At 68.7% G+C, this 22567-nt stretch carries 14 protein-coding genes; 4 read left to right on the top strand and 10 right to left on the bottom strand.

Annotated features, from left to right (window positions below; all coding sequences use genetic code 11):
* Position 1: 1 nt before the first annotated feature.
* Genes IPV10_RS12140 through IPV10_RS12120 form a run of 5 tightly spaced genes read right to left on the bottom strand, consistent with a single transcriptional unit; the run spans position 2 to position 4126 of the window.
* A complete protein-coding gene (locus IPV10_RS12140) occupies positions 2-967 on the bottom strand; it encodes an epimerase (protein WP_207484218.1) in 966 nt (321 codons plus the stop codon).
* A complete protein-coding gene (locus IPV10_RS12135; RefSeq protein WP_207484217.1) occupies positions 964-1599 on the bottom strand; it encodes a DUF4166 domain-containing protein in 636 nt (211 codons plus the stop codon). Before IPV10_RS12135 ends, IPV10_RS12140 begins: the two co-directional genes overlap by 4 nt.
* The gene (locus tag IPV10_RS12130) at positions 1596-2072 is read right to left on the bottom strand and encodes a heme-degrading domain-containing protein (protein WP_207484215.1); all 477 of its coding nucleotides are present in this window, start codon (positions 2070-2072) and stop codon (positions 1596-1598) included. Before IPV10_RS12130 ends, IPV10_RS12135 begins: the two co-directional genes overlap by 4 nt.
* Positions 2073-2091: 19 nt before the next feature.
* Positions 2092-3138 (bottom strand): NYN domain-containing protein, encoded by a 1047-nt coding sequence (locus tag IPV10_RS12125; protein ID WP_207484213.1) that lies wholly within the window; start codon positions 3136-3138, stop codon positions 2092-2094.
* Complete coding sequence (locus IPV10_RS12120) at positions 3131-4126, bottom strand: Gfo/Idh/MocA family protein (protein WP_207484211.1); 996 nt, start codon at positions 4124-4126, stop codon at positions 3131-3133. Before IPV10_RS12120 ends, IPV10_RS12125 begins: the two co-directional genes overlap by 8 nt.
* Positions 4127-4399: 273 nt before the next feature.
* On the opposite strand from IPV10_RS12120, the gene IPV10_RS12115 reads away from it, so the two are divergent.
* Complete coding sequence (locus IPV10_RS12115; protein WP_207484209.1) at positions 4400-5047, top strand: hypothetical protein; 648 nt, start codon at positions 4400-4402, stop codon at positions 5045-5047.
* Between the two features lie 541 nt (positions 5048-5588).
* Here the strand turns inward: IPV10_RS12115 and IPV10_RS12110 are convergent.
* Complete coding sequence (locus IPV10_RS12110) at positions 5589-5789, bottom strand: hypothetical protein (RefSeq protein ID WP_207484207.1); 201 nt, start codon at positions 5787-5789, stop codon at positions 5589-5591.
* Between IPV10_RS12110 and IPV10_RS12105 the strand changes: the two genes are divergently transcribed.
* From IPV10_RS12105 to IPV10_RS17395, 3 genes are all read left to right on the top strand, one after another.
* On the top strand, positions 5776-7485 hold the full coding sequence (locus IPV10_RS12105) for a LamG domain-containing protein (protein WP_207484205.1): 1710 nt from the start codon (positions 5776-5778) through the stop codon (positions 7483-7485). The genes IPV10_RS12110 and IPV10_RS12105 overlap by 14 nt on opposite strands.
* Before the next feature lie 74 nt (positions 7486-7559).
* A complete protein-coding gene (locus tag IPV10_RS12100; protein WP_207484203.1) occupies positions 7560-14504 on the top strand; it encodes a polymorphic toxin-type HINT domain-containing protein in 6945 nt (2314 codons plus the stop codon).
* Positions 14468-14977, top strand: coding sequence for an Imm26 family immunity protein (locus tag IPV10_RS17395; protein WP_374192234.1), 510 nt, complete (start codon positions 14468-14470; stop codon positions 14975-14977). The genes IPV10_RS12100 and IPV10_RS17395 overlap by 37 nt, the downstream gene beginning before the upstream one ends.
* Positions 14978-15335: 358 nt before the next feature.
* Here the strand turns inward: IPV10_RS17395 and IPV10_RS12095 are convergent, their stop codons facing one another.
* From IPV10_RS12095 to hrpA, 4 genes are all read right to left on the bottom strand, one after another.
* On the bottom strand, positions 15336-16628 hold the full coding sequence (locus IPV10_RS12095) for an O-acetylhomoserine aminocarboxypropyltransferase/cysteine synthase family protein (protein ID WP_207484201.1): 1293 nt from the start codon (positions 16626-16628) through the stop codon (positions 15336-15338).
* A gap of 123 nt (positions 16629-16751) precedes the next feature.
* Entirely contained in the window at positions 16752-17696 is a 945-nt protein-coding gene (locus IPV10_RS12090) for an NADP-dependent oxidoreductase (protein WP_207484199.1), read from the bottom strand.
* On the bottom strand, positions 17693-18610 hold the full coding sequence (locus IPV10_RS12085; RefSeq protein ID WP_207484197.1) for an EamA family transporter: 918 nt from the start codon (positions 18608-18610) through the stop codon (positions 17693-17695). Before IPV10_RS12085 ends, IPV10_RS12090 begins: the two co-directional genes overlap by 4 nt.
* A complete protein-coding gene (gene hrpA, locus IPV10_RS12080) occupies positions 18607-22551 on the bottom strand; it encodes an ATP-dependent RNA helicase HrpA (protein WP_207484195.1) in 3945 nt (1314 codons plus the stop codon). Before hrpA ends, IPV10_RS12085 begins: the two co-directional genes overlap by 4 nt.
* Positions 22552-22567 lie beyond the last annotated feature (16 nt).

Genomic DNA, 22567 nt, shown 5'->3' with positions numbered 1-22567 from the left:
GCTAGACGAGCTCGTGCCCGTACGACTCCCTGACGGCCGCCTCGAGATGCGGGTGACGGAACTCGAAGCCGGCAGCCAGGAGCTTCTCCGGCAGCACCCACCGGCTCTTCAGGATCAGCTCGGTCTCGGTGCGGATGCCGATGGCCCCGAGCTCCAGCATCCATCGCGGCATGGGCGGGCCGAAGCCGACCCCGAGGACGCGCCGGACCGTCGCCATGAACTCGGCGTTGTCGACCGGGTTCGGGGACGCCGCGTTGACGGGGCCCTCGAGAGACGGGGTGTCCTCGAGGAACTCGATGATGCGCGCGGTGTCCTCGACGTGCACCCAGCTGAAGCGCTGACGACCTCGGCGTGCCCCGGGGAAGTGCCCTGTCCCGGCCGCGCGCCGCGCCGCGCTCACCGGCCAGCGGCCGTCATGCTGCGCGCCGCCGAGCCCGCGGCGGGCGAGACCCTGCAGCGGGCCCAGGACTCCGCCGTCGCCGAGCACGATGGTGCTGCGCAGCGCGACACGCCGGGTGTGCGGAAGGTCCTCCACGAACAGCGCCCTTTCCCAGGCCTTCGCGACCTCCACCGAGAAGCCGGTGCCGATCTCGCCCGTCGACTCGGTCATCGGCCGGTCCTCGGCGTGCCGGTAGATCGTCGCGGTCGACGAGTTCACCCACAGCGCCGGCGGGTTCGCGGCCCCGGCGATCGCGGAGCCGAGGGATGCGGTGGTGTCGAGACGGGAGCGGAAGATCTCGGCCCGGTTCTCCGGCGTGTAGCGGCAGTTCACGCTCTTGCCTGCCAGTCCGATCACCAGCTCCGCCCCGTCGACGGCGCGGTCGATCGAGGCCTGGTCGCGCCAGCGCAGGTCGGCCCCGGAGCGCGAGATCGTGACGACCTCGCGACCGGCCGCACGCAGCCGCGGCACCAGGTACCGGCCCATGAAACCGGTGGACCCTCCGATGACGACCCTGCCTGCGTTCATCCGGCTTCCTCCCGAAGTCGATCCTGCTCGATGCGGTACTCGAAGTCGCCGCGGTACTCGTACACGCGCCCGATGAGCGGCGCATCGACAGTCAGGGAGACCCGCTGGCGGCCGGACTCGTCGTCGAAGCGCTCGGAGAGGCGGACGACGGGGGAGAGCGGCCGCGGCACTCGAAGCCGCAGACGACCGAGGCGGATGCCGATCGCGCGACTCGTGAGGAGGAGACCTGCATCCTGGACGTCGACATCGAAGCACGCCGCGACGATCCCCGGCTCGCCGAGCTCGTCGACGACACGGCCGTGGCGGGTCAGCGCCACCGCGTCGCGCATGGTCCAGGCGCCGCGCGCGAGACGGAACTCGCGCTCGCCGATGACGCGGCCGGCGACCATCCGGTTCCGCACGCGGAACGGCACGTCCTGCTCCCAGCAGGCGGCGACCACGCCCCGGTGCTCCAGCCGCCGCAGCAGCGGCCACAGCCAGCGCCTCGGCGTGCCGACTCGGTGGAAGACGCCTTCGCCGACGCCGACGCTCCCGTCCGGGACGCCGGAGAAGTACGCCCGCAGGCGCGGATGCAGCAGATCGATGCGGTCGCCGAGGGCCCTGTCGTAGGGAGACTGCGGCGCCGGCGTCACGCGGCCAGATAACGTTCGAGCACCTCGACCACGAGTGCGTGATCGTCTTCCTGGGGCAATCCCGAGACCGTGATGCTCCCGACGACCCCGACGCCGTTCACTATGGCGGGGAACGATCCGCCGTGCGCCGCGAAGCGAGACGGATCGTTCCAGGGGTGGTCGAGGAAGTCCGCGCCGTCAGCGAGATGCGCGAGGCCCACGAGGTATGAGCTCTGTCCGAACCGGTGGACCACATTGGCCTTCCGCTGCGCCCAGCCGTCGTTGTCGGCGGATGTCCCGGGCAGCGCCGCGTGGAACAGCACCTGCTCGCCGCGGACGATGCGGACCGTGATGGGCAGATGCCTCTGCCTCCCGAGCTCCACGAGCAGCGTGCCGATCTCCCAGGCGTCTTCGAACGCAAACCCGGGCAGCACGAGCCTGGCTTCTTGAGCCCGGACCTCGGCGATGATGTGAGCCAACTCCTCGGATGTCATGATCGTCCCCTCATCGGCGTCAGGCGGCCGGTTCGCGCAGCCTCACCAGACGCTCGTGGCCGGTCTCCTCGAGCTCGGCGATGTCGTCGCGCGACTTCAGGAAGTCCGAGAACGAACGGTAGCCGAGTGCCTTCTCGCTGAACGACGGGTCCATCCGGCGCATGTGCGTCTTCACTGCCGAGCTGTGCAGCCACTCGTCGGCATCCGCCTTGTCATGTCCGAGGCGCAGCGCCCGCTCCAGCAGCTGGGTGGCCTCCTCCTGCTCCGTCGTGGGGGCGCTGTCCTCCTCGACGGTGGCCTCGGCACTGGCTTCGACGGCAGGTGCTTCGACGGCGGCGGGCTTCGCCGCCGGCTTGGCCTTCGACCTGGTCCGCGTCCCGGTCTTGGCCTTCGGGGGCGTCTCAGTCACATCAGTGCCGGCAGTCGCATCAGTGCCGGCAGTCGCATCTGCGGCGGCTTCCGACGCCGGGGCATTCGCGGCAGTGGGCCGCTTCGGCGGACGAGCCACCCCGGGGAGCGAGTCGTAGGACTCGAACTCATCGCAGGCGGCGGCGAGCGACTTCGCGGTGGAGCCGGCGACGCCGACGCCGATCACGTAGCGCCCGAGCCGCTTGCAGCGCTGTGCGAGCGGGACGTAGTCGCTGTCGCCCGCGACGATCACGACGTGCGTGAGATCGGGCAGTCGGAACATGTCCTCGACGGCATCCACGGCGAGGCGGATGTCGGCGCCGTTCTTGGCGTAGGCCGCGGCGGGGAACAGCTGCACGAGGTCGACGGCGCGCGCCACGAGCTGAGACCGGTACACGGCGTTGACGGGCGACGACCAGTCGGCATAGGCGCGGGTGAGCACCAGGGTGCCGAAGGATGCCGCGTAGTCGATGATCGCGCCGACCTCGATCATGGCGCGGCTCAGCCGCTCTGCGACCTCGGGATCGTTGGGGTGCTCGGTGATCCGCTGGCGGTCCTTGCCGTAGGAGTTGCGTCCGTGCACCCGGTCGTACCAGGAGATGACGATGTTGTCGAAGTCGAGGTATACGGCGACGCGGGCGTCTGTGGTCTCAGCCATTGTCGGCCTCCTCGCTCGGGTAACGGACGCCGATCTGGGCGCGGATCTCGTCGAGGGTCCCCATGATCGCGACGCTCTCGGCGACCGGGAGGATGTCGCCCTCGAGGACGCCGTCCTGCACCAGCCGCTCGGCAGCGAACGCCTGGTACTGCATGCCGCGGCCGTCGACGGCCGACGCGTACTCCTCGATCACGGTGCCGTCGGGCCCCGTGACACGGAACGTGGTGGGGGAGTACCAGACCCTGTCGATGTCGATCCGCGCCGCCGTGCCGACGATGCTGGCCGCGTTCGGGCCGGCGCCCCGGGAGGACGACAGGCTGGTCGACACCGCTCCGCTCTCGTGCGTCATGACGGTGGCGACCTCGGCGTCGGCGCCGGTCTCGATCAGCCGGCCGACGGCGCGGATGCTCGTCGGCGCGCCGAGGATGTCCCAGATGAACGAGATCGGGTAGATGCCGAGGTCGAGGAGGGCTCCGCCGCCGAGCTCGAGCGCGTTCAGCCGGTGCGCGGGGTCGGCGGGCAGCAGCTGCGTGTGGTCGGCGCTCACCGCGCGGATCTCGCCGAGCGTCCCGTCGGCGATGATCTCGCGGATCCGGACCATGTGCGGCAGGTAGCGCGTCCACATGGCCTCCATGGCGAGCAGTCCCCGCTCGGCGGCGAGGCTCTGCAGATCCTCGGCCTCGGCGCGGTTCAGCGTGAACGCCTTCTCGACGAGGACGTGCTTGCCGGCCTCCAGTGCGAGGCGGGCGTTCTCGTGGTGCATCGGGTGCGGGGTGGAGACGTAGATGATGTCGACGTCGGGGTCTGCGACCAGCGCCTCATACGCGCCGTAGGCGCGCGCGATGTCGAAGCGGGAGGCGAAGGCGTCGGCCGACTCCTGCGAGCGCGATCCGACCGCCACCAGGTCGAGTCCTGCGGTGCGCAGATCGGATGCGAAGGCGCCGGCGATGCCGCCGGTCGCGAGGATTCCCCAACGAAGACCAGTCATGGTCTCAGCGTACGGGGCTCGGAAGCCTCCGGACATCCCAGGACGGTTGAGATCGGACCACATCACCCGGTCGTTCCCCGACTAAACCTACGCGTTGAACTGCGCCGACATACCCGTTGGCATCAGTCACCGCCGCCCGCATTTGGCATTCAGGAAGTTCACAGCATATGATCACCTCGCTCAATGGTTGAGAGGCCGGGTCGACGTCATCGACCGTGAATCCTTGTCGCGCGCTGAGCAGTTTCTGTTGCGGGCGTCTGCGGGGGGGTATTCATGGGTGTGTTGTCGCTGATCGAGCGCTCGACGGTGCGGCAGCGGTGGGTTGCGGGGGCTGTGGCGCTCGCTGTCGCGGTCGCCGCGGTCGTCGTCGTGGTGCGTATTGCGGATTACACGGCGGCTGGCTGCTCCGAGCTCCGCTCCGATACTGCGGACGAGGCCGCGATCAAGGCGGAGGCGTGTGGCTCCGATGTCGAGGTGATGGACGAGCGGACGCCGTGGGTCTCGGTCTACGCACAGCCGGATGGCAACTCGCGGATGACGATGGATTCGGTTGCGGGCCGCACGAGCGTCAACGGCGAGTGGGAGGACATCGATCTCACGATCGCGACCGAGCCCGCAAGCGCAGGTACGACGGCGGAACCCACCGAGCCGGCCACCGCGGCCCCGCTCGACGTGGCTCCTGACGATGTCGATGAGACGCTCGCTCCGGATACCAGCCGGATGCTTCCTGTCGAGGCCCCCGTGTATCCGATGTGGTTCAACCCGGGTGGCGTTGCAGGACAGGGTCTGCCTCTGGGCGTGGTGCAGAGGGATGACGCGTGGGTCGCCTTGCGTTTTCCCTTCGCACTGCCGGAACCGATCATCGACGGCAGGTTCGTCACCTACCCGCTTACGGAGGGCGTTCGGTTGAGCGTTCGGTGATGGCGGACGGCTCGGGTTTCCGTCCGATCTTGGAGCTCGACTCGCCGGCCGCGGCTGAGTGGCTGCGTACGGCGCTCGCGCAGGTGCGGGAGGTCGCCGGTTTGCCCGGGGCCGGATTCGATGTGCCGTACCGCGTTTACTCTTCCGAGGGGCTGACGCTGCGTGGTCTAGACGAGGCAGGATTCGAGGTCATCGGCGACGGCGAGCAGTCATTGTTCTGGTCGCCACAGTCGTCGATGTGGGACTCTGCAGCCGATGAAACTTCGGAAAACCCGGTGGAGCGCATCGAGTTTCCTGTTCCTGGGGATCGCGTGTTCGATATGCCGGTGCACGTCGTGGGTGCAGAAAGTGGCGCCGGCTTCGTTGTCGTGGAGCCGAGTGAGTCGATGCTGACGGATCCCGACTCGGTCTGGCCGATTCGGATTGATCCGTCTCTCGGCGCGCGAACACCCACGGAGTGGATTGCGATCCGCACCGGAGGCTTCACCTCTTCGATCTACAAGTGGGCCGACACCACCACGCGAGTGGGGGAGTCGATGGGCTACTGCTCGACGAGCTGGACGTCTGCCTGCGGGACGACTTTCACGTCGCGCCTGGTATGGGAGTTCGGCGACAGTACCCTGGCTTCCTGGATGAACTCCCTCACGGGCGCCGACATCGTCTCGGCCGAATTCTCGGCAGATCCCGGACAGAGGGGAAACTGCACGTCGACCCGCACGGACGCGTATATGACGGACTCCATCGCGGGATCCGCTTCGAACTGGAGCAATCTCCGGTTCTCCGTGTATCAGGCGAACGTCACGGCGCCGCAGGGTGACGCCTGTTCGGACGCCGGCGTCCGCCGAGGCTGGAATGTCTTGGCGGGGGTGAAGGTCGCGGCCGACTCGAACTACGGGTCGATGACGTTCGGGCTGAAGGCGAACAACGAGACGACATCCAGCGGGTACAAGACGTACAAGAACGACGCCCGGCTCACGATCGTGTACAACCGGCCGCCGAACAAGCCCACAGGTGTGAAGCTCTCCTCGCCGTCGGTCGCATGCGCGTCCGGTACGAGCCGACCGAAGATCGCCTCCACGACACCGACGCTGACCGCAGTGGTCACGGATCCCGATGGTGGAACGGTGCAGGCTCATTTCCAGATCGTTCAGGCGGGGACGTCGACGGAAGTCTGGAACAGCGGGACGCTGGCGGGGAAGGCATCCGGTTCATCTTTCAGCGCGACGGTGTCGGCGGGGAAGCTCGTCAATGGGCAGTCGTATCAGTACCGGGTCACCGCGACGGACGGCTCCAAGTGGTCGGGGTGGTCTACGGCACTCTGCGAGTTCACGGTCGATACCAGCAAGCCGGTGGCTCCGGTCATCACTCCCGTGCGCACTGGGGTGGCCGCGATCTACGACGAGGATGTCGAACGTGGCGGGGTCGGTTTCGCCGGAAAGTTCACGCTCAGCCGCGGAACCTCGACGGACGTGAAGTCGTTCTCGTACGCGTTCAACAGCACGACGCTCTCTTCGACCGTCGTTCCGGATGCGTCCGGGAACGCCGTCATCTCCTTCACGCCCACCGCGGCGGGGGCAACCACTCTGACAGCTCGCAGCGTGGACGAAGCGGGGAACACGTCGGAGACCACGTACAAATTCGACGTCGGCGCGGCGAAAGAAGACGGCATCTGGATGCTGGACGAGGGCGACGGCGCGTCCGCTGCCGACACCAGTGGCGTGGGGACGGCGCGCAGCCTGACCGTGTCGGGAGCCGCGTGGACGGAAGGGCCGCATGCGCTCTTCGGATCGCGCCCCAGTGACCAGGCGCTGGACTTCGACGGCTCCGATGACTTCGCGAGCACCGGCCCGATCATCGACGCCAAGGATTCGTTCGTGGTGTCGGCGTACGTCTGGCTCAACGCCGAGAAGCTGACAACGGGCACCTACACCGCGGTGTCGCAGGACGGCGTCGCGCAATCCGGGTTCCACCTGTCGTATCTGCCATCGTGTACAGGGACGACGACCGGGTGCTGGTCTTTCGGGATGAAGAACGCCGACGCCACCGGGGCGGCATCGACCACGGTGACCTCGAGCGTGCCTGTGGTGGGCGACCAGTGGGTGCACCTCGTGGGGGCTCATGATCTCACGACCAAGAGCGTGAAACTGTGGGTCTGCGAGATCGGGACCCCGTCGGCACCTGGCGCGGGGTCGCCCGTCGCGAGTTCGAGCGCGCGGTCCGCGACGCCCTGGTCTGCGACGGGCGCGTTTGTGCTCGGACGCGGCCTCGCCGACGGCGTGAGTACGAACTGGTGGCCTGGGCGCATCGACAACGTCCGGGTGTTCTCCGGCGAGATCCTCTCCGAGGGCAAGATCCGACGGATGTGTCAGGGGGCCGAGGCGCAGGACTTCACGACCGGTCTCGATGCGCTCGACCCGACGACTGAGAACGGAGAATGAGCATGGACCGGCTCACTACTCACCCTCGCTCGAGGACCCAGGCCGCGCGAGCGCTCAAGTCCAAGCTTCCGACGATGTGCATCGCCGCGGCTCTGGCGGTGGTCATGGCGGTGGATCCCGTCGGTGTCGGAACAGTCGCGACCGGTGCCGCGTACGCGGACACGGTCACGGAGGACCGCGCCTCTAACTTCGCGGATGCCCTGGGCAATCTCCCGGCAACGCCCGCCGCTCCTGTGACGGCGATGGGTGGCTCCTGGCCGCAGGCTGACGAAGCCGGACTCCCGCTGCCCGCGACGGAGCTTCCCGCCTCCGACGAGGCAACCGTCGAACTATCCGACTCTGCGGCGACTGCGGATCTGGGCGGAATGGCGGTCGAAGTCGTGGGCACCTCGGGCGGCGCCTCCCCGGACGCGGTGACGCTGAAGGTAGAGGATCAGGCGATCGCGGATGCCGTCGGTGTGACCGGCGTCCTCCTCGACGTCGTCGATGCGACCCCGGGAGACACCACCGGTGCGCAGACGGTCGATCTGACCCTGTCGTATGCGGCTTTCGCCGGTGCGGTCGGGGGAGACTGGGCGTCACGGCTTCGGCTCGTTCGTGTCCCTGACTGCGCCCGCGAGACACCGAACTCACCCGAATGTCAGCCTGAGCCGATTCCCTCAACGAACGACCCGATCGCGCAGACGGTCACGGGCACCGTGCCGGTGGAGTCCTCGTCCACGTCGACGGGAGGCACGACGGCGGCGCCGACCACGCAGACGGGACTCACCCCCGAGCCCGCCTCGTTGGCAGCGCTGGCAACGAGCACGATGGAGGGCAGCTCGATCGCGCTGGCGGCCGGCGCCGCAGGCGCGGCCGGGGACTGGTCGCAGACCGGACTGTCCCCGTCGTCGACGTGGGGGGCTTCCGGGAACACGGGTGCGTTCACCTGGTCGTACCCTCTGAACGTTCCGGAGGGAACCGGCCCCTCACCCGATCTCACCCTTTCCTACTCGTCGGCTGTCTCCGATGGGCGAGTGCCGTCGGCGAACAATCAGTCCGGGTGGATCGGGGAAGGGTTCGATCTGACCTCGAGCTATGTCGAGCGCCAGTACAAGCCCTGTTCCGACGACGCGAAGACGGGGTCCAACAACGTGGACCGCGAGAACGGTGATCTGTGCTGGGGTCCCGCGAACGCCACGCTGATGTTCAACGGCGCCGCGAGCCCGCTGGTCTACGACTCGGTCGCGAAGAAGTGGTCGTCGAAAACCGTCGACGGATCGCGCGTCGAACTGCTCACCGGCGGCTGGAACGGGGTCGGGTCGGCGGAGTACTGGAAGGTGACCACGGCCGACGGCACCCAGTACTTCTTCGGACGAGGTAAGGCCACGTCAACGGGTGCGGACTTGAAGTCCGCCTGGTCGCTGCCGGTCTACGGGAACGACAGCGGCGAGGCATGCTACAAAGCCGCCGCAGACGGCGGATATGCGGCGTCGCGGTGCAATCAGGTGTGGCGGTGGAACCTCGACCACGTCGTGGACCCCTCCGGCAATACGATGACCTATTCGTACGCAACCGAGTCAAACAGCTACGTCGCCGACTACGCGAACAACACCGAGTGGAAGACGACGTCCTACACGTCCGGTGGACGGCTGACCAAGATCGAGTACGGCACGCGCACAGGGTCCGCCGGAAGCGCACCCTACCGGGTCGTTCTGGGAACCGAGGCGCGCTGTGTCACCGATCGTGCCGACGGCACCTCGGTCTGCACAGGCGGACATGTCGAGACCGACAAGAGCCGCTGGCTGGACACGCCGACGGACCTGCAGTGCACCGCGACGACCACGGAATGCAAGAACGTCACGCCGGTGTTCTTCGACACGACACGACTGGTCAAGATCACCGCGCAGAGCTGGGACGGCAGCGCCTATCAGGACATCGATTCCTGGGCGTTCACGCATCGCTACGTCGGCGAGGGCGATGCCGGACTCATGAACGTCGCCGATGCCGCAGTGCTGCGGCTCGACGGCATCCGCCGCACCGGGCGGGGCGGAACCACCTCGACGGGCGACGACATCGCCTTGCCGCCTGTCGAGTTCACCTACACGTCGATGCCGAACCGCGTCGATTCGTCGAGCGACGGGCAGCCGGGTCTGTGGCGTCCTCGCATCATCCGCGTGCGCACCGACTCCGGTGGGGCGGTCAATGCCGCCTATCGAACGGAATGCGATGCCTCGAGCCTCCCGGCGACGACGGATGCCGCGCAGGCGGCGAACACCAAGCTCTGCTACCTGGTGAAATGGCAGCCCGACGGTGAACTCACCCCCCAGAACCACTGGTTCCACAAGTATGTCGTGGAGAGCATCGTCGAAGACGCCGCCCCCGAGGTCGCCGGTGGCGGCGCCCTCATCACCGGATCGGTCTCGAAGACCACCCGGTTCAGCTATCTTGGCGGAGCGAAGTGGGTCAAGCCGACCGGGCCGATGATCGACGCGGACCAGGTCACCTACTCCGACTTCCGTGGGTTCGCGCAGGTCGCGACGGTCGTCGGTGAAGGAACAGAGCAGACGACCGCCGAGAAGAGCACCTATTTCCGAGGCAGCGGCGCGACGCTCACCGCCGGGCCCACGGGGTACACGATCAGTGTCGTCGATCGTGACGAGTACACCGGGCAGGTGTTCGCCAGCGAGACGCTCAACGGCACGACGAAGGTGTCGGAAACGATCAGCCAGCCCGCCGCCCCTGTTGTCGTCGTCACCGGCGCGTCCGGCCTGAAGACCACCCGGATCCCGTCGACCACCACGTTCGGATTCACGTACAACGCGTCCGGCGGTCTCGTCTACCGCACCTCGGCGACGACGACGAACGACACGAGTGGACTGCCGATCTCGGTCGACGACCGAGGCGATCTCACTTCCGACGGCGACAACGTCTGCACGAAAACCACGTATCGGCGCGACGGCGGCTACCCGGAGGCGAACAAGCTCTCGTACGCCGCGAAGACGGAGGTTTTCGGTGCGGCGTGCAGCGGCACGCTCACGGTCGACACGCTCATCTCCCGCGAGACGGCGACGTATGACGACGCCGGCCGGACCCTCGAGACGAAATCCGTCGATCCCGGCAACGGCGCGGCGGACATCGTACGCACCAAGTCGACCTACGACGCGTCCGGACGTGCCGTCACCACCGAAGACGCCGCGGGCAACGTCACGACCATGGCGTACACTCTCGGCGCCGGAGGTCAGCTCGCGAAGGTCGGCACCACGTCTCCCGACCCGGACGGCATCGGAGAAGTCGCCGCGTTCACCTCCACGCAGGCGTTCAACCCGCTGACGGGCATGCCGATCTCGACCACGGATCAGAACGGCAAGGTGACGAAGGGCACGTACGATTCTCTCGGTCGCCCCACCAGCGTGGTCTACCCGCAACACGCAGCTGCCCCGAAACCTTCCATCGAGTACGCGTACGTCGTCGCGACGAACGGGCTGAACGCCGTCATCACCCGCACGCTCGGCGCCGACGGGAAACGCCAGCACACATCGGTCGTGCTCTACGACGGCATGCTGCGCCCGTTCCAGTCACAGGTCGAGAGCGCCGACGCCACGGACGCGAACCCCGGACGATCGGTGTCGCACGTCTACTACGACTCCGCCGGGCGCACGATCAGAAAGACCGCACCGTGGTCGGCGCAGGGCTGGCCGAACGGGGACGCCATCGTGCCGATCGCCGTGCCTCCCGCTCAGGCGACCTACGTCTACGACAAGGCCGGGCGCATCACCGACGAGGTGTTCTGGATCGGCACTTATTCGGACCCCGCTAACGAGAAGTGGCGCACCACGACCTCCTACGACGGCGCGGCGACGCTGACGATTCCGCCCAAGGGCGGAGTCCCGACCGAAACCGTCGTCGACGCGCTCGGGCGGACGATCCAGCTCCGCGAGTATCTGCGTGACCCTGCCACGCAGACTGATGCGGTGACGGCCGCAGCGGTGCGGGCGCTGCCGAAGCAGACGACCTCGTATGCATACGATGCTGCGGGTCGCCTGCTCACGATGACGAACCCTGCCGGCGACGTCTGGAAGAAGACGTACGACGCCGCCGGTCAGCTGGTGTCGTCCACGGACCCGGACGCCGGCGTCTCCGCGAGCACGTACGACATCCTCGGGCGGGTCTCGACACGCACGGACGCCAACGGGGCGACCCTCGCGTACACGTACGACAAGCTCGGGCGAGTGACCAGCCTGCGTGACGGCAACGCGATCGGTGCCGTCAGGGCCAGCTGGACCTACGACGCAGCGCTGCTCCAGGGTGGCGAGACCCGGGCGCTCGGACAGGTCAGCTCCTCGACCCGGGTCGTCGGCGGGAAGGAGTACACCACCGCGTTCCCCGTCTACGATTCCGCCTACCGTCCGCTCGAAGTGGACACGATCCTCCCGGCCGACACCGCGTTGAACGCCCTGTCGGGGGCGACGTTCACGACCGCGTACGCCTACGCCGCCGACGGTCAGGTCGCACAGACTACCTACCCGCAGGTGAAGGACGGCTCCGCGACAGTCCTGGGCGCCGAAACCGTGACGACACGCTTTGACGAGCGGTCGAAGCCGTCGTGGATGGGAGGCGGTTTCGGCTGGGGTGTCTACGTCGCCGACGCGATATGGACCCACGACGGGAAGCCCCTCGCGCAAGACCTCGGGAACACCTACGGGGCGAGCGTCAGCTACGACTGGGAGGCCGGCACGAACCGGCTGAACGCGATCCGACTCGACCGCCAGAACGTGGACGGCACCGAGGTCGACACGCGCTACTCCTACGACGCCGCAGGGAACGTGACCGGCCTGGTCGACGCTCCGTCACGCGCATCGGTTGTGGGGACGTTCGATGCGCAGTGCTTCCGTTACGACAGCCTGCGCCGGTTGAAGACCGCGTGGACGGCTGCCGACAAGACCTGCGGAACGGCGCAGATCACGCAGTCGATGGTCGGCGGTGCCTCTCCGTACTGGACGGACTACGAGTACGACCCGCTCGGCAACCGCACGAAGATGACCGAGCATGCCGCGTCGGGCAACACCGTCACCACCTACCAGCATGGGGACGGGGCGGCGGGGCCGCACCAGCTGACGTCGATGACGAAGACGAAAGCCGGGGTCGCGGTGACCACGGGCTTCACGTGGGATGCCGCTGGCAACCAGACGTCGAGGACGGTGAACGCCGACCTGCAGACCCAGACGTGGGACCCGGAGGGTGAGCTCGTCTCGGTGACGGGCGGCGCCGAGGACCTGTCGAACGTGTTCGACGCGAACGGTGTGCGGCTTCTCCGTTCCGACGATTCCGGAGTGACCGTGTTCCTGCCTGGAGGGCAGGAGGTGCGAGCGAGCGCGACCGCGGTCTCCGCGACCCGGTGGTACTCCTTCGGGGGCGCGAACGTCGCGGTGCGCACGGGCACGGGCATGGCGGGTGTGAGCAGCGTGGTCTCGGATGCGCATGGCACCCCGTTGGCGTATGTGCACAACACGAACTGGACTGAGGCGGTGCGGCGGGTGCGCACCGATCCGTTCGGTGCCGCGCGGGCGGATGCAGTCGGCACGCTCGCCGGTCGTGGCTTCTTGGGCGCGCCGGCGGACAGTTCGGGGTTGACCCTGCTGGGGGCGCGGTTCTTCGATCCGGGGACGGGCACGTTCCTGAGCACGGACCCGGAACTGAGCCCCGGTGTACCGGCGCAGTTCAACGCGTACGTGTATTCCGGCAACAACCCGGTGACGTGGTCCGACCCGTCGGGACGGAACTGGTTCGGGAACCTGTGGAACTCCGCGACGAAATTCGTGAAGAAGTACCAGGCAGAGATCGCCGGTGCGGTCGTCGGAACATTGGTCACGGCGGGCTGTCTAGTGGTGACCGCCGGGGCGGGCAGCGTGGGCTGTGCGATCGCGGGTGGCGCGGCGGGCGCGGCGACGACGAACATCTGGAAGCAGTCGCAGTCAAAGAAGCCGTTCGATTTCGGCAGCTTCGCCCGGGACACGGTGATGGGTGCCGCGGTCGGGTGGGCGATGGGCCCGATCGCCTCGGTCGCGGGTAAGGTGCTCCCGGCGGTCGCGAACAGGCTCACGGCCGCGGTCACGTCCGCGTTCAAACCCCTTGCGTCCCGGGGTGGGCAGGTTGCGTCGGGGGCGGTGCGCCCACCGAGCACACCGCTGCAGAGCATCCGTCCCTCGTCGGGTGCGAAGCCCGCGGCGTCGGGCGGTGGCAGCAAGCCGATGTCGTCGTGTGCAGTGAACAGCTTCGTGCCCGGCACGAGCGTGCTGATGGCCGACGGGGCGAAGAAGCCGATCGAGAAGATCACGCTCGGTGATCTCGTTCTCGCGACCGATCCCGAGACCGGCAAGAGCGCACCGCGACCGGTGATCGCGACGATCACTGGCACCGGGGAGAAGGACCTGGTGACCGTGACGGTCACGGACCCGTCGGGGATGTCGGGGCAGGTGACGGCCACGGACGGGCACCCGTTCTGGGTGCCCGACACGGAGGAATGGGTCGACGCAGGGGACCTGCGGCCGGGGATGTGGGTGCAGACCTCGTCCGGGACCTGGGTGCAGGTCACCGCCGTCCAGCACGACCACCGTGAGCAGACCGTCCACAACCTCACCATCGACACCACCCACACGTACAGCGTCTACGCTGGGGATACCGACGTCCTCACCCACAACTGCGGCAACAGCGCAGGCGCGCCGAAGTTGCCAAGCGAACTCTCGGGCGGACACTCGAACACCAGTGTCTACCTCGGTGTACGTTCAGGGGACTCTATATATGCGGGAATCACGAACAACATCACTCGCAGAACTGCGCAGCACGGAGATCGATTTGATGGTCTCCAGGAGCTCACGGCTTCACCGTTGACACGCGGCGAATCGCGCGCCATTGAACAAGCACTGATTGTCGATAATCCTGGGTTCCAGAACTTGGTTAACAGCATCTCGCCCCGTCACTCCTACTACGAACAGGCGGTCGAGTGGGGTCGGGCCTGGTTGAGTGGAATCGGAGGTTAACCGTGAACCTGGAGTTCCTACAACGCAGTCGACACCACCCTGTCGACGGAGATATCTTCGAGATGCAGATCTCGGGCGGTCCGCGTCTATTGGGCCGTGTGGCAGCAGCGGATATACGAGATTCCAACCGCGCACCGATGCCCGCCTCGAACCTGATCTATGTCTTTCGCCCCGGCGTCGAAATCGACGACATGGTTCGAATACGACCGGAAGATCTCCTGCTAGCACCGATCTTCACGAATCGGATGGGGTGGACTAGGGGCTATTTTCGTCATCTAGAGAATCGACCGCTCGGCCCGGACGGCACGCTGTCTCAACTCTGTTTCTGGGACGCTTTCTTGAAGGCTTACGTGGACGGGAATCGACGGAGGGTTACGGCGAAGTCTGAGCCTTGTGGCTCATGGGCGCTAGTGAGTTATCTGTGGATCGACGACCATGTGAGCGATGCCCTGGGAATCCCGCGCTCGGACTGATCTGGGAAGGTGCGTTCACAACCGGCGACAGGTGACCACCCCCGGGGACGTCACCTGCCGCGGTCGGGTGGGCGTTGGGCCCGATCGCGTCGGTCGCGGGAAGGTGCTCCTGGCGGTCGCGAATCGGTTGACGGCGGCGGTGACGTCGGCGTTCAAACCCCTCGCATCTCGGGGCGGGCAGGTCGCATCCGGAGCGGTGCGCCCATCGCCCAGCGGGCGGTGTAGGAACTGCTCGACGTGCTCGTCGAGATCCGCGGCCATCCGCGACACCTGCGACCGGCATCGCGAGATTCGACAGCGATTCCAGGAAGTGAGCAGCCGGGGCGGTGCCGGTCTGGGGCGCGGGCGTCCTATCGGATCAGGCCTTCCCGAGCGCCTGCTCGAGGTCGGCGATGATGTCGGCGGGATCCTCGAGGCCGAGCGAGATCCGGATCGTGTTCAGCGAGATGCCGGCGGCGGCGCGCTGCTCGGCGTTCAGGTGCGAGTGCGTCATCGAGGCGGGGTGCGCGACCATGCTGCGCGCGTCGCCGATGTTGGCGATCAGGCGCACGACCTCGAGGCCGTCGACGACGCGGGCGACGCGCTCCTGGGTGCCCTCGTCCTCGGGGCCGGCGAGGTCGAACGAGAACACCGAGGGCACGCCCTTGGGCAGGTAGCGCACCGCCAGATCGTGCCAGGGATTGCCCTCGAGGCCGGGGTGGTTGACCTTCGCGACCGCCGGATGCTGTGCGAGGAACTTCGCGACCGCGAGTGCGGTGGCGCTCTGCCGGGACACCCGGAGGTCGAGCGTCTCGATGCCCTGCAGGATCTGCCAGGCGTTGAACGGCGAGAGCGAGGGGCCGAGGTCGTGCACGTACTTCGACTTCACCAGCGCGGCGAAGGCTGCGCCGATGCCGAACCGCTCCCACAGCACGAGCCCGGGCACGCGCTTGTACTCGGCGGTGAAGTGCGGCCAGCGCTCTGGCTCCGCGCCGAAGTCGAAGGTGCCCTGGTCGACCACGACGCCGCCGAGGGAGGTGCCGTGACCGGAGAGGAACTTGGTGGCCGAGTGCACCACGAAGTCGGCGCCGTGCTCGCCTGGGCGCACCAGGTACGGGGTGCCGACCGTGTTGTCGATCACCAGGGGGACGCCCGCCTCGTGCGCGATGTCGGCCACCAGGCGGATGTCGAGCACCTGCGCGACCGGGTTCGCGACCGACTCGGCGAACAGCGCGCGGGTGTCGGGGCGGATGGCGGCGCGCCACGCGTCGGGGTCGTCCTGGTCGACGAAGGTCACCGGGATGCCGAAGTCGTCGAAGGTCTCCTGGAACAGGTCGACGGTGCCGCCGTAGAGCTGGTTCGCCGCGACGATGTGGCCGTTGCGGCCGACGATCGCGAGCAGCGTCACTGCGACGGCCGCCTGCCCGGACGCGACGGCGACGGCGGAGGCGCCGCCCTCGAGAGCTGCGACCCGCTCCTCGAGCACCTGCTGGGTCGGGCTGGCGTTGCGGCTGTAGAGGTTGCCGGCCTTGCGCAGCGCGAACAGGTCGGCGGCATCCGCGAGCGAGGCGAACTGGAACGCGGCCGTCTGGTAGATCGGCGGCACGGCGCTGTTCTGCGGCGTCCCTGGGACGTAGCCGGCTTGGATCTGCTGGGTGGCGAACTCGCTCATCAGACCATTGTCGTGAGCGCGCGGCGCGCGGCCCGTCGTGTGTCGAACTGTTGCAGTGCAGCGCAGTGCGGGGTGCGGTTCAGGCCACCGGCCGCGCCTGCCCTCATCTGACGCGGCGGCGACTCACGGGACGAGGATGATCTTGCCGTCGGCCTCGCCCGACTCGACGAGCTCGTGGGCCCTCGCGGCCTCCGCGAGGGGAAGCTCCGGTCCGAGCTCGACAGTGAAATCGCCCGCGGCGATCAGGTCGATCGTCTTCGCCACGGCCTCGGCCCGCCACGCCTTCTCCTGGTCGGTGAGCGGCACGGGCGATCCGCCGGAGAACGCGCGGATGCCGAAGTCAGCGGCATCCGGTCCGCGCACGATCGTGGCGATGCGGTCGCGGTCGGCCACCAGGGCGAGCGAGGTCTCGATGGCCTCGTCGGTACCTGCGCAGTCGAGAGCGACCGTCACGGGGGAGGGGGCGGCGTCGCGCACGCGCTCGAGCAGGCCTTCGCCGTAGGCGACGGGGATGGCGCCGAGCTCCCGCAGCTGATCGTGGCGCGCAGGGCTGCCGGTCGCGATGACCGTGGCGCCCCAGGACACGGCGAACTGCACCGCCGCCTGCCCGACAGCGCCGGAGCCGGCGTGCACGAGCAGCACGTCGCCGTCGCCGACGTTCAGCGAACGCAGCGACTGATAGGCGGTGGCTGCGGGGATGCCGATCGCGGCTCCCTCAGCGGCCGTCACCGCGTCGGGGAGCACGGCGAGGTTGCGCGCCGGAACCGTGAGTGCCGAGGCGTAGGTGCCGCGGGTGTCGTGGATCGCGACGCGGTCGCCGACGACGAAGCCCTTCACGCTCTCGCCGAGGGCCACGATCACGCCGGCGCCGTCGAAGCCGACCGGCCGCGGCTCGGTGATCGGCGGCGACGGACGCCTGCCGCTGCGCAGCTTCGCGTCGATCGGGTTGACCCCGGCGGCCTCGATCCGCACGACGGCCTCGTCGTGCAGCGGCACAGGATCGGGGATCTCCATGAGATGGAGCACGTCGGGGGAGCCGAACTCGGTGTACACGATCGCGCGAGTCATGCACTCAGGCTAACGCCGATCCGGCGCTCTGTCGGCGCGAACGCGAGGATCATCAGCACGAATCCGATGAGTCCGAGGCCGATCCAGCCGACGACGCTCAGCCGCTCGCCCACGATCATGACCGCGAGGATTGCGGCGATCGCCGGCTCGCTCAGCGTGATCGTGGTGGCGGTGCTCGCCGATACCCGCTCCAGGCCGTACCCGAACAGCAGATACCCCAGGAACATCGGCACGAGCGCCATGTACGCGGCGACCGAGAACGCCTCGGGCGTCGCGATCAGCGGAGCGCCGGTGACGAGCAGCACGGGCATCAGCAGCAGCCCGCCGAGGCCGAACACCGCGCCCATCGACGCGGCACGCCCAGCGCCATGCGACATCAGTCGCGCCGCCGCCCAGGAGTACACCGCGTACGTGGCCCCGGCGACGAGCCCGAGCACGATGCCCAGCAGCGTGGGCCACGCATCGTCGACGGCGCCGTCGAGCTTCGACGCGCACAGCAGCACGCTGCCGGCGACCCCGAGCACGGCGGAGAGCATCCACCAGCGGCTCAGCCGCCGTCCCTCGACGAAGCGCTCGAGCAGGCCGGAGGCGAGCGGAGCGGATGCCAGCGACACGACGGTTCCGATCGCGACGCCGGCGAGGTGCATCGAGCTGTAGAACGCCAGCGGGTAGATCGCGACGGACAGCGCGCCCACGACCACCAGCACCGGATGACGACGCAGCCGGGGCGCCGCGGCGCGGAGCGCCGGGAGGGCGATCAGTGCCTGCAGGAGTCCGCCGATGCCGAGAGCCGCGGCCCCGATCGCGAGCGGACCCGCCGCGGGAGCGAAGGTCGCCGCGGTGCCGGTGGTGCCCCAGAGGATCGACGTGATGGTGATCGCGATCAGGGCGAGCGTGCGGTCCCGGCGTGTCATGCCCGGCCTGCGAGCGCCTTCACGATGCGCTGCGGCGAGACCGGCTGGGCGGTGCCGAGGCGCTGCGCGAACACGCTCACCCGATACTCCTCGAGCAGCCAGCGGCTCTCGGCGAGCGTCGGGGCCGCGTCGCGGGGGAGCGGGATCGTGCCGCCCGCGTCCTCGAAGGCCTTCGCCATCCGCTCGAACTCGCTCATCCGCGCCCGGTCCTTGCCCGGCTCGCTCGACAGGGTCTTGAGCCGTTCGAGCATTCCGTCGAGATACCGCGGCAGGTGCGAGAGCCGCTCTATCCCGGTGGCCGAGACGAAGCCGGGATGCAGCAGCCCGGCGAGCTGCGTGCGGATGTCGTTCAGCGGGCCGAGGAGCGCGAGCGAGTTCTGCGACTTGATGCCGCGCTCGACCTCGCGGGCCTTGGTGAGGATGCGCGCGACCAGCGAGACGCACGCGAACAGCTCGTCGACGAGCGACGCCGAGACCGCGTCGCGGACCCGCGTGAACTCCGCCTCGGTGCGGATCAGACCGCCGGGAGCGGTGCGCTCGATCACCGCGCGCGCGACGGCCGCACGGCAGTCCTCGATCAAAGCGGCGGCGTTCTGGTACGGGGAGGCCGCGAGCGCGAGCTTCTCCTGGCTGGTGAGGTGCTGCTGTACATACGACGAGGGCGACGGGACACCGAGGAGCACGAGGCGCAGGACGCCCTCGCGGGTCGCCGCGGCCGCGGCATCCGCCGTCGCCTCGACCCGCACCGAGACCGTCTTGCCCTGATCGACGACGGCCGGGTAGCCGCGCACCACGCCGCCGGCGACCCGGGTGTCGAGCACCTCGGGGAGGTCGCCGAACGTCCACGCGGTGAGGCCGTCCTGTTCGACGGGACCACGGGCGGATGCCGCGGCCACGCGCTCTGCGGCCGCCCCGCCGGGGCGCGCGGTCGCCGCGACCGAGCGGGCGACGCTGGAACGCGCCCGGTCGGACAGCTGATCCTGCAGGGTGCGGAGGTCCCGCCCGGAGCCTGCCACCCGTCCTCTCTCGTCGACGGCGCGGAAGTTCATGCGCAGGTGTGCCGGCACGCGCTCGTCCTCGAAATCGGATGCCGAGACGAGCTGGTTCGCGAGCGGCTGGATGAGCTTCGCCAGCGCCTCCTTGAGAGTCCGCACCGGCACGCCGTCGTGCGACTCGGGGCCCTGCCCTGCGAGCTCTGCGCCGAACTTCTCCGCCCAGTCCGCCGCGGGGACGACATGGCGCCTGATCGCCTTCGGCAGCGCACGCAGAAGCCCGGTGATGAGCTCGGCGCGAAGACCAGGCACCTGCCAGTCGAAGCCGCGGTCCTCGATCTGGGCGAGGAGGGCGAGCGGGACCACGACGCTCACGCCGTCGTCGGCGGCGCCGGGCTCGAAGCGGTATGCGAGCCCCAGCACCTGGTCGCCCTGGCTCCAGCGGGTCGGGAACTCGCTCTGGTCTGCACGGCTCTCGTCGTCGAGGAGGTCCGCCTCGCGCATGACGAGCAGCTTCGGTGTCGCTGCCAGAGTCTCGCGCCACCAGTTCTCGAACGAGCGCACATCGAAGACGTCTGCAGGGATGCGCTCGTCGTAGAAGCGGAAGACGGCCTCGTCGCCCGCGAGGATGTCGCGGCGGCGCTCGCGCTCCTCCAGCTTCTCGAGTCGCTTGCGCAGCTCTGCGTTGCTGCGCCAGAACGCGCTCACACGCTTGTCGATCCTGGCCGGATCCCATTCGCCCTCGACCAGCGCGTGCCGCAGGAACAGCTCTCGGGACGCGGCTCTGTCGATCCGCGCGAACTGCACGCGCCGGCGAGGGATGATCTCGACGCCGAACAGCGTGACCTTCTCGTAGGCCACGGCGGCGCCTGCGTCCTTCGACCAGTGCGGCTCCGTGATCTGGCGCTTGGCGAGGTCCCCGGCGAGGGCCTCAGCCCACGCGGGGTCGATCGCGGCGACAGTGCGCGCGAAGGTGCGCGATGTCTCAACGATCTCCGCGGCCATCACCGCCTGCGGGCTCTTCTTGCGCAGCGCCGAGCCGGGGAAGATCGAGAAGCGGATGCCGCGGGCGCCGCGGTACTCCGCGATGCGGCGCTTCGCGTCCTTCGGCGAGGTCTTCGACTGGCCGCGGGCCGGGGTCTGCCGCTCGTCGAGGATGCCGATCTGGGACAGCAGCCCCGACAGCAGGGCGCGGTGGATCGCGTCGGGGTCGGAGGCGCCCTTCGAAGAGTCCGTGCCCTTCACGAGGGTGCGCAGCTGACGGTGCACGTCGAACCATTCGCGCACCCGCACGTAGTTCAGATGCTCGGCGCGGCACAGGCGCCGGAACGCGCTGGAGCCGAGTTCGCGCTGCTGCTCGCGCAGGTGGTTCCAGAGGTTGAGTATCGAGAGGAAGTCGCTGGTCGGGTCGGCGAAGCGCGCGTGCGCGCGATCCGCCTCGTCGCGGACGCTCTGCGGCGCCTCCTGCGAGGGGCGCTCCCGCACGTCCTGGATCGAGAGCCCCGCGACGATCGCGAGGACGTCGCGGACGACGTGGGCCCCTGAGCCCGTCGAAGTGCGCCCTGCCTCGATCAGCATCCGCGCGAAACGGGGGTCGATCGGGATGCGGGAGATGTCGCGGCCGACACGGGTCAGGCGGGGCGCGTCGCCGGCGCCGGACACCGCCCCGAGCTCGGTGAGCAGGTCGAACGCCGCCTTGACGCCGCGGGAATCGGGCGGGGTGAGGAACGGGAAGGCCGAGATGTCGCCGAAGCCCAGCGACAGCATCTGCAGGATCACCGAGGCGAGCGAGGTGCGCAGGATCTCGGGCTCGGTGAACTCCGGCCGCTTCTCGAAGTCCTCCTCGCTGTACAGCCGGATCGCGATGCCGTCGCTCGTGCGCCCGGCACGTCCTGACCGCTGGTTCGCGGACGCCTGCGAGATCGCCTCGATCGGCAGCCGCTGCACCTTCGACCTGCTGCTGTAGCGCGAGATCCGGGCGCTGCCGGTGTCGATCACGTAGCGGATGCCGGGGACGGTCAGGCTCGTCTCGGCCACGTTCGTCGCCAGCACGACGCGACGGCGGACGCCGGCCACCCGGCTGCGCTCGAACACCCGGTGCTGCTCGGCCGCGGACAGGCGCCCGTAGAGCGGCAGCACCTCGGTGGGGGACCGGTCGTCGGAATAGGCGCCGCGGACCGCATCCGCGGCGTCGCGGATCTCGGCCTCGCCGGGGAGGAACACCAGCACGTCGCCCGGCGCCTCGCGGTCGAGCTCCCGCAGGGCCGCGACGATCGCGGAGACCTCGTCCTCCGGGTCCCCTCCCTTCGACAGATTCAGGGACCCGGCTGCGTCATCCGCCTCGTCGACCAGCGGCCGGTACCGGATCTCCACCGGATACGTGCGCCCGGACACCTCGACGATCGGCACCGGAGTTCCGCCCTGGGCGGCGAAGTGCGCAGCGAAGCTCTCCGGGTCGATCGTCGCCGATGTGATGATGACCTTGAGGTCAGGGCGCTCAGGGAGCACCCGCGCGAGGTACCCGAGCAGGAAGTCGACGTTCAGGGAGCGCTCGTGCGCCTCGTCGATGATGATCGTGTCGTAGCGGGTGAGCAGGCGGTCGCGGTGGATCTCGTTGAGCAGGATGCCGTCGGTCATCAGCGCGATCCGGGTGTCGGCGGACACTTTGTCGGTGAAGCGGACCTTGTAGCCGACGGCGGTCCCGAGCTCCACCTGCAGCTCTTCGGCGACGCGCTCCGCGATGGTGCGTGCGGCGAGCCGGCGCGGCTGCGTGTGCGCGATCCGCTCGCGGCCCAGCTCCAGGCAGATCTTGGGAAGCTGCGTGGTCTTTCCCGACCCGGTCGCCCCGGCGACGATGACCACCTGGTGATCGCGGATCGCGTCGGCGATCTCGTCTCTCGCGGCGCTGACCGGCAGCTCCGGGGGATAGGTGATCACAGGGGAGGACATAGCCCTCCATCGTATG

This window comes from Microbacterium sp. SD291 (assembly GCF_017355365.1).
In the GTDB taxonomy this organism is placed as follows: domain Bacteria; phylum Actinomycetota; class Actinomycetes; order Actinomycetales; family Microbacteriaceae; genus Microbacterium.
This window is presented reverse-complemented; position numbering and strand designations above follow the sequence as displayed.

Bases quoted from the DNA above. Each gene is read 5' to 3' on its own strand.
- IPV10_RS12115 (WP_207484209.1), top strand. From the start codon at position 4,400: ATGGGTGTGTTGTCGCTGATCGAGCGCTCGACGGTGCGGCAGCGGTGG.
- IPV10_RS12110 (WP_207484207.1), bottom strand. From the start codon at position 5,789: ATGGAGTCCGTCATATACGCGTCCGTGCGGGTCGACGTGCAGTTTCCC.
- IPV10_RS12130 (WP_207484215.1), bottom strand. From the start codon at position 2,072: ATGACATCCGAGGAGTTGGCTCACATCATCGCCGAGGTCCGGGCTCAA.
- IPV10_RS12090 (WP_207484199.1), bottom strand. From the start codon at position 17,696: ATGACTCGCGCGATCGTGTACACCGAGTTCGGCTCCCCCGACGTGCTC.
- IPV10_RS12120 (WP_207484211.1), bottom strand. From the start codon at position 4,126: ATGACTGGTCTTCGTTGGGGAATCCTCGCGACCGGCGGCATCGCCGGC.
- IPV10_RS12140 (WP_207484218.1), bottom strand. From the start codon at position 967: ATGAACGCAGGCAGGGTCGTCATCGGAGGGTCCACCGGTTTCATGGGC.
- IPV10_RS12095 (WP_207484201.1), bottom strand. From the start codon at position 16,628: ATGAGCGAGTTCGCCACCCAGCAGATCCAAGCCGGCTACGTCCCAGGG.
- IPV10_RS12105 (WP_207484205.1), top strand. From the start codon at position 5,776: ATGACGGACTCCATCGCGGGATCCGCTTCGAACTGGAGCAATCTCCGG.
- IPV10_RS12085 (WP_207484197.1), bottom strand. From the start codon at position 18,610: ATGACACGCCGGGACCGCACGCTCGCCCTGATCGCGATCACCATCACG.
- hrpA (WP_207484195.1), bottom strand. From the start codon at position 22,551: ATGTCCTCCCCTGTGATCACCTATCCCCCGGAGCTGCCGGTCAGCGCC.
- IPV10_RS12100 (WP_207484203.1), top strand. From the start codon at position 7,560: ATGTGCATCGCCGCGGCTCTGGCGGTGGTCATGGCGGTGGATCCCGTC.
- IPV10_RS12125 (WP_207484213.1), bottom strand. From the start codon at position 3,138: ATGGCTGAGACCACAGACGCCCGCGTCGCCGTATACCTCGACTTCGAC.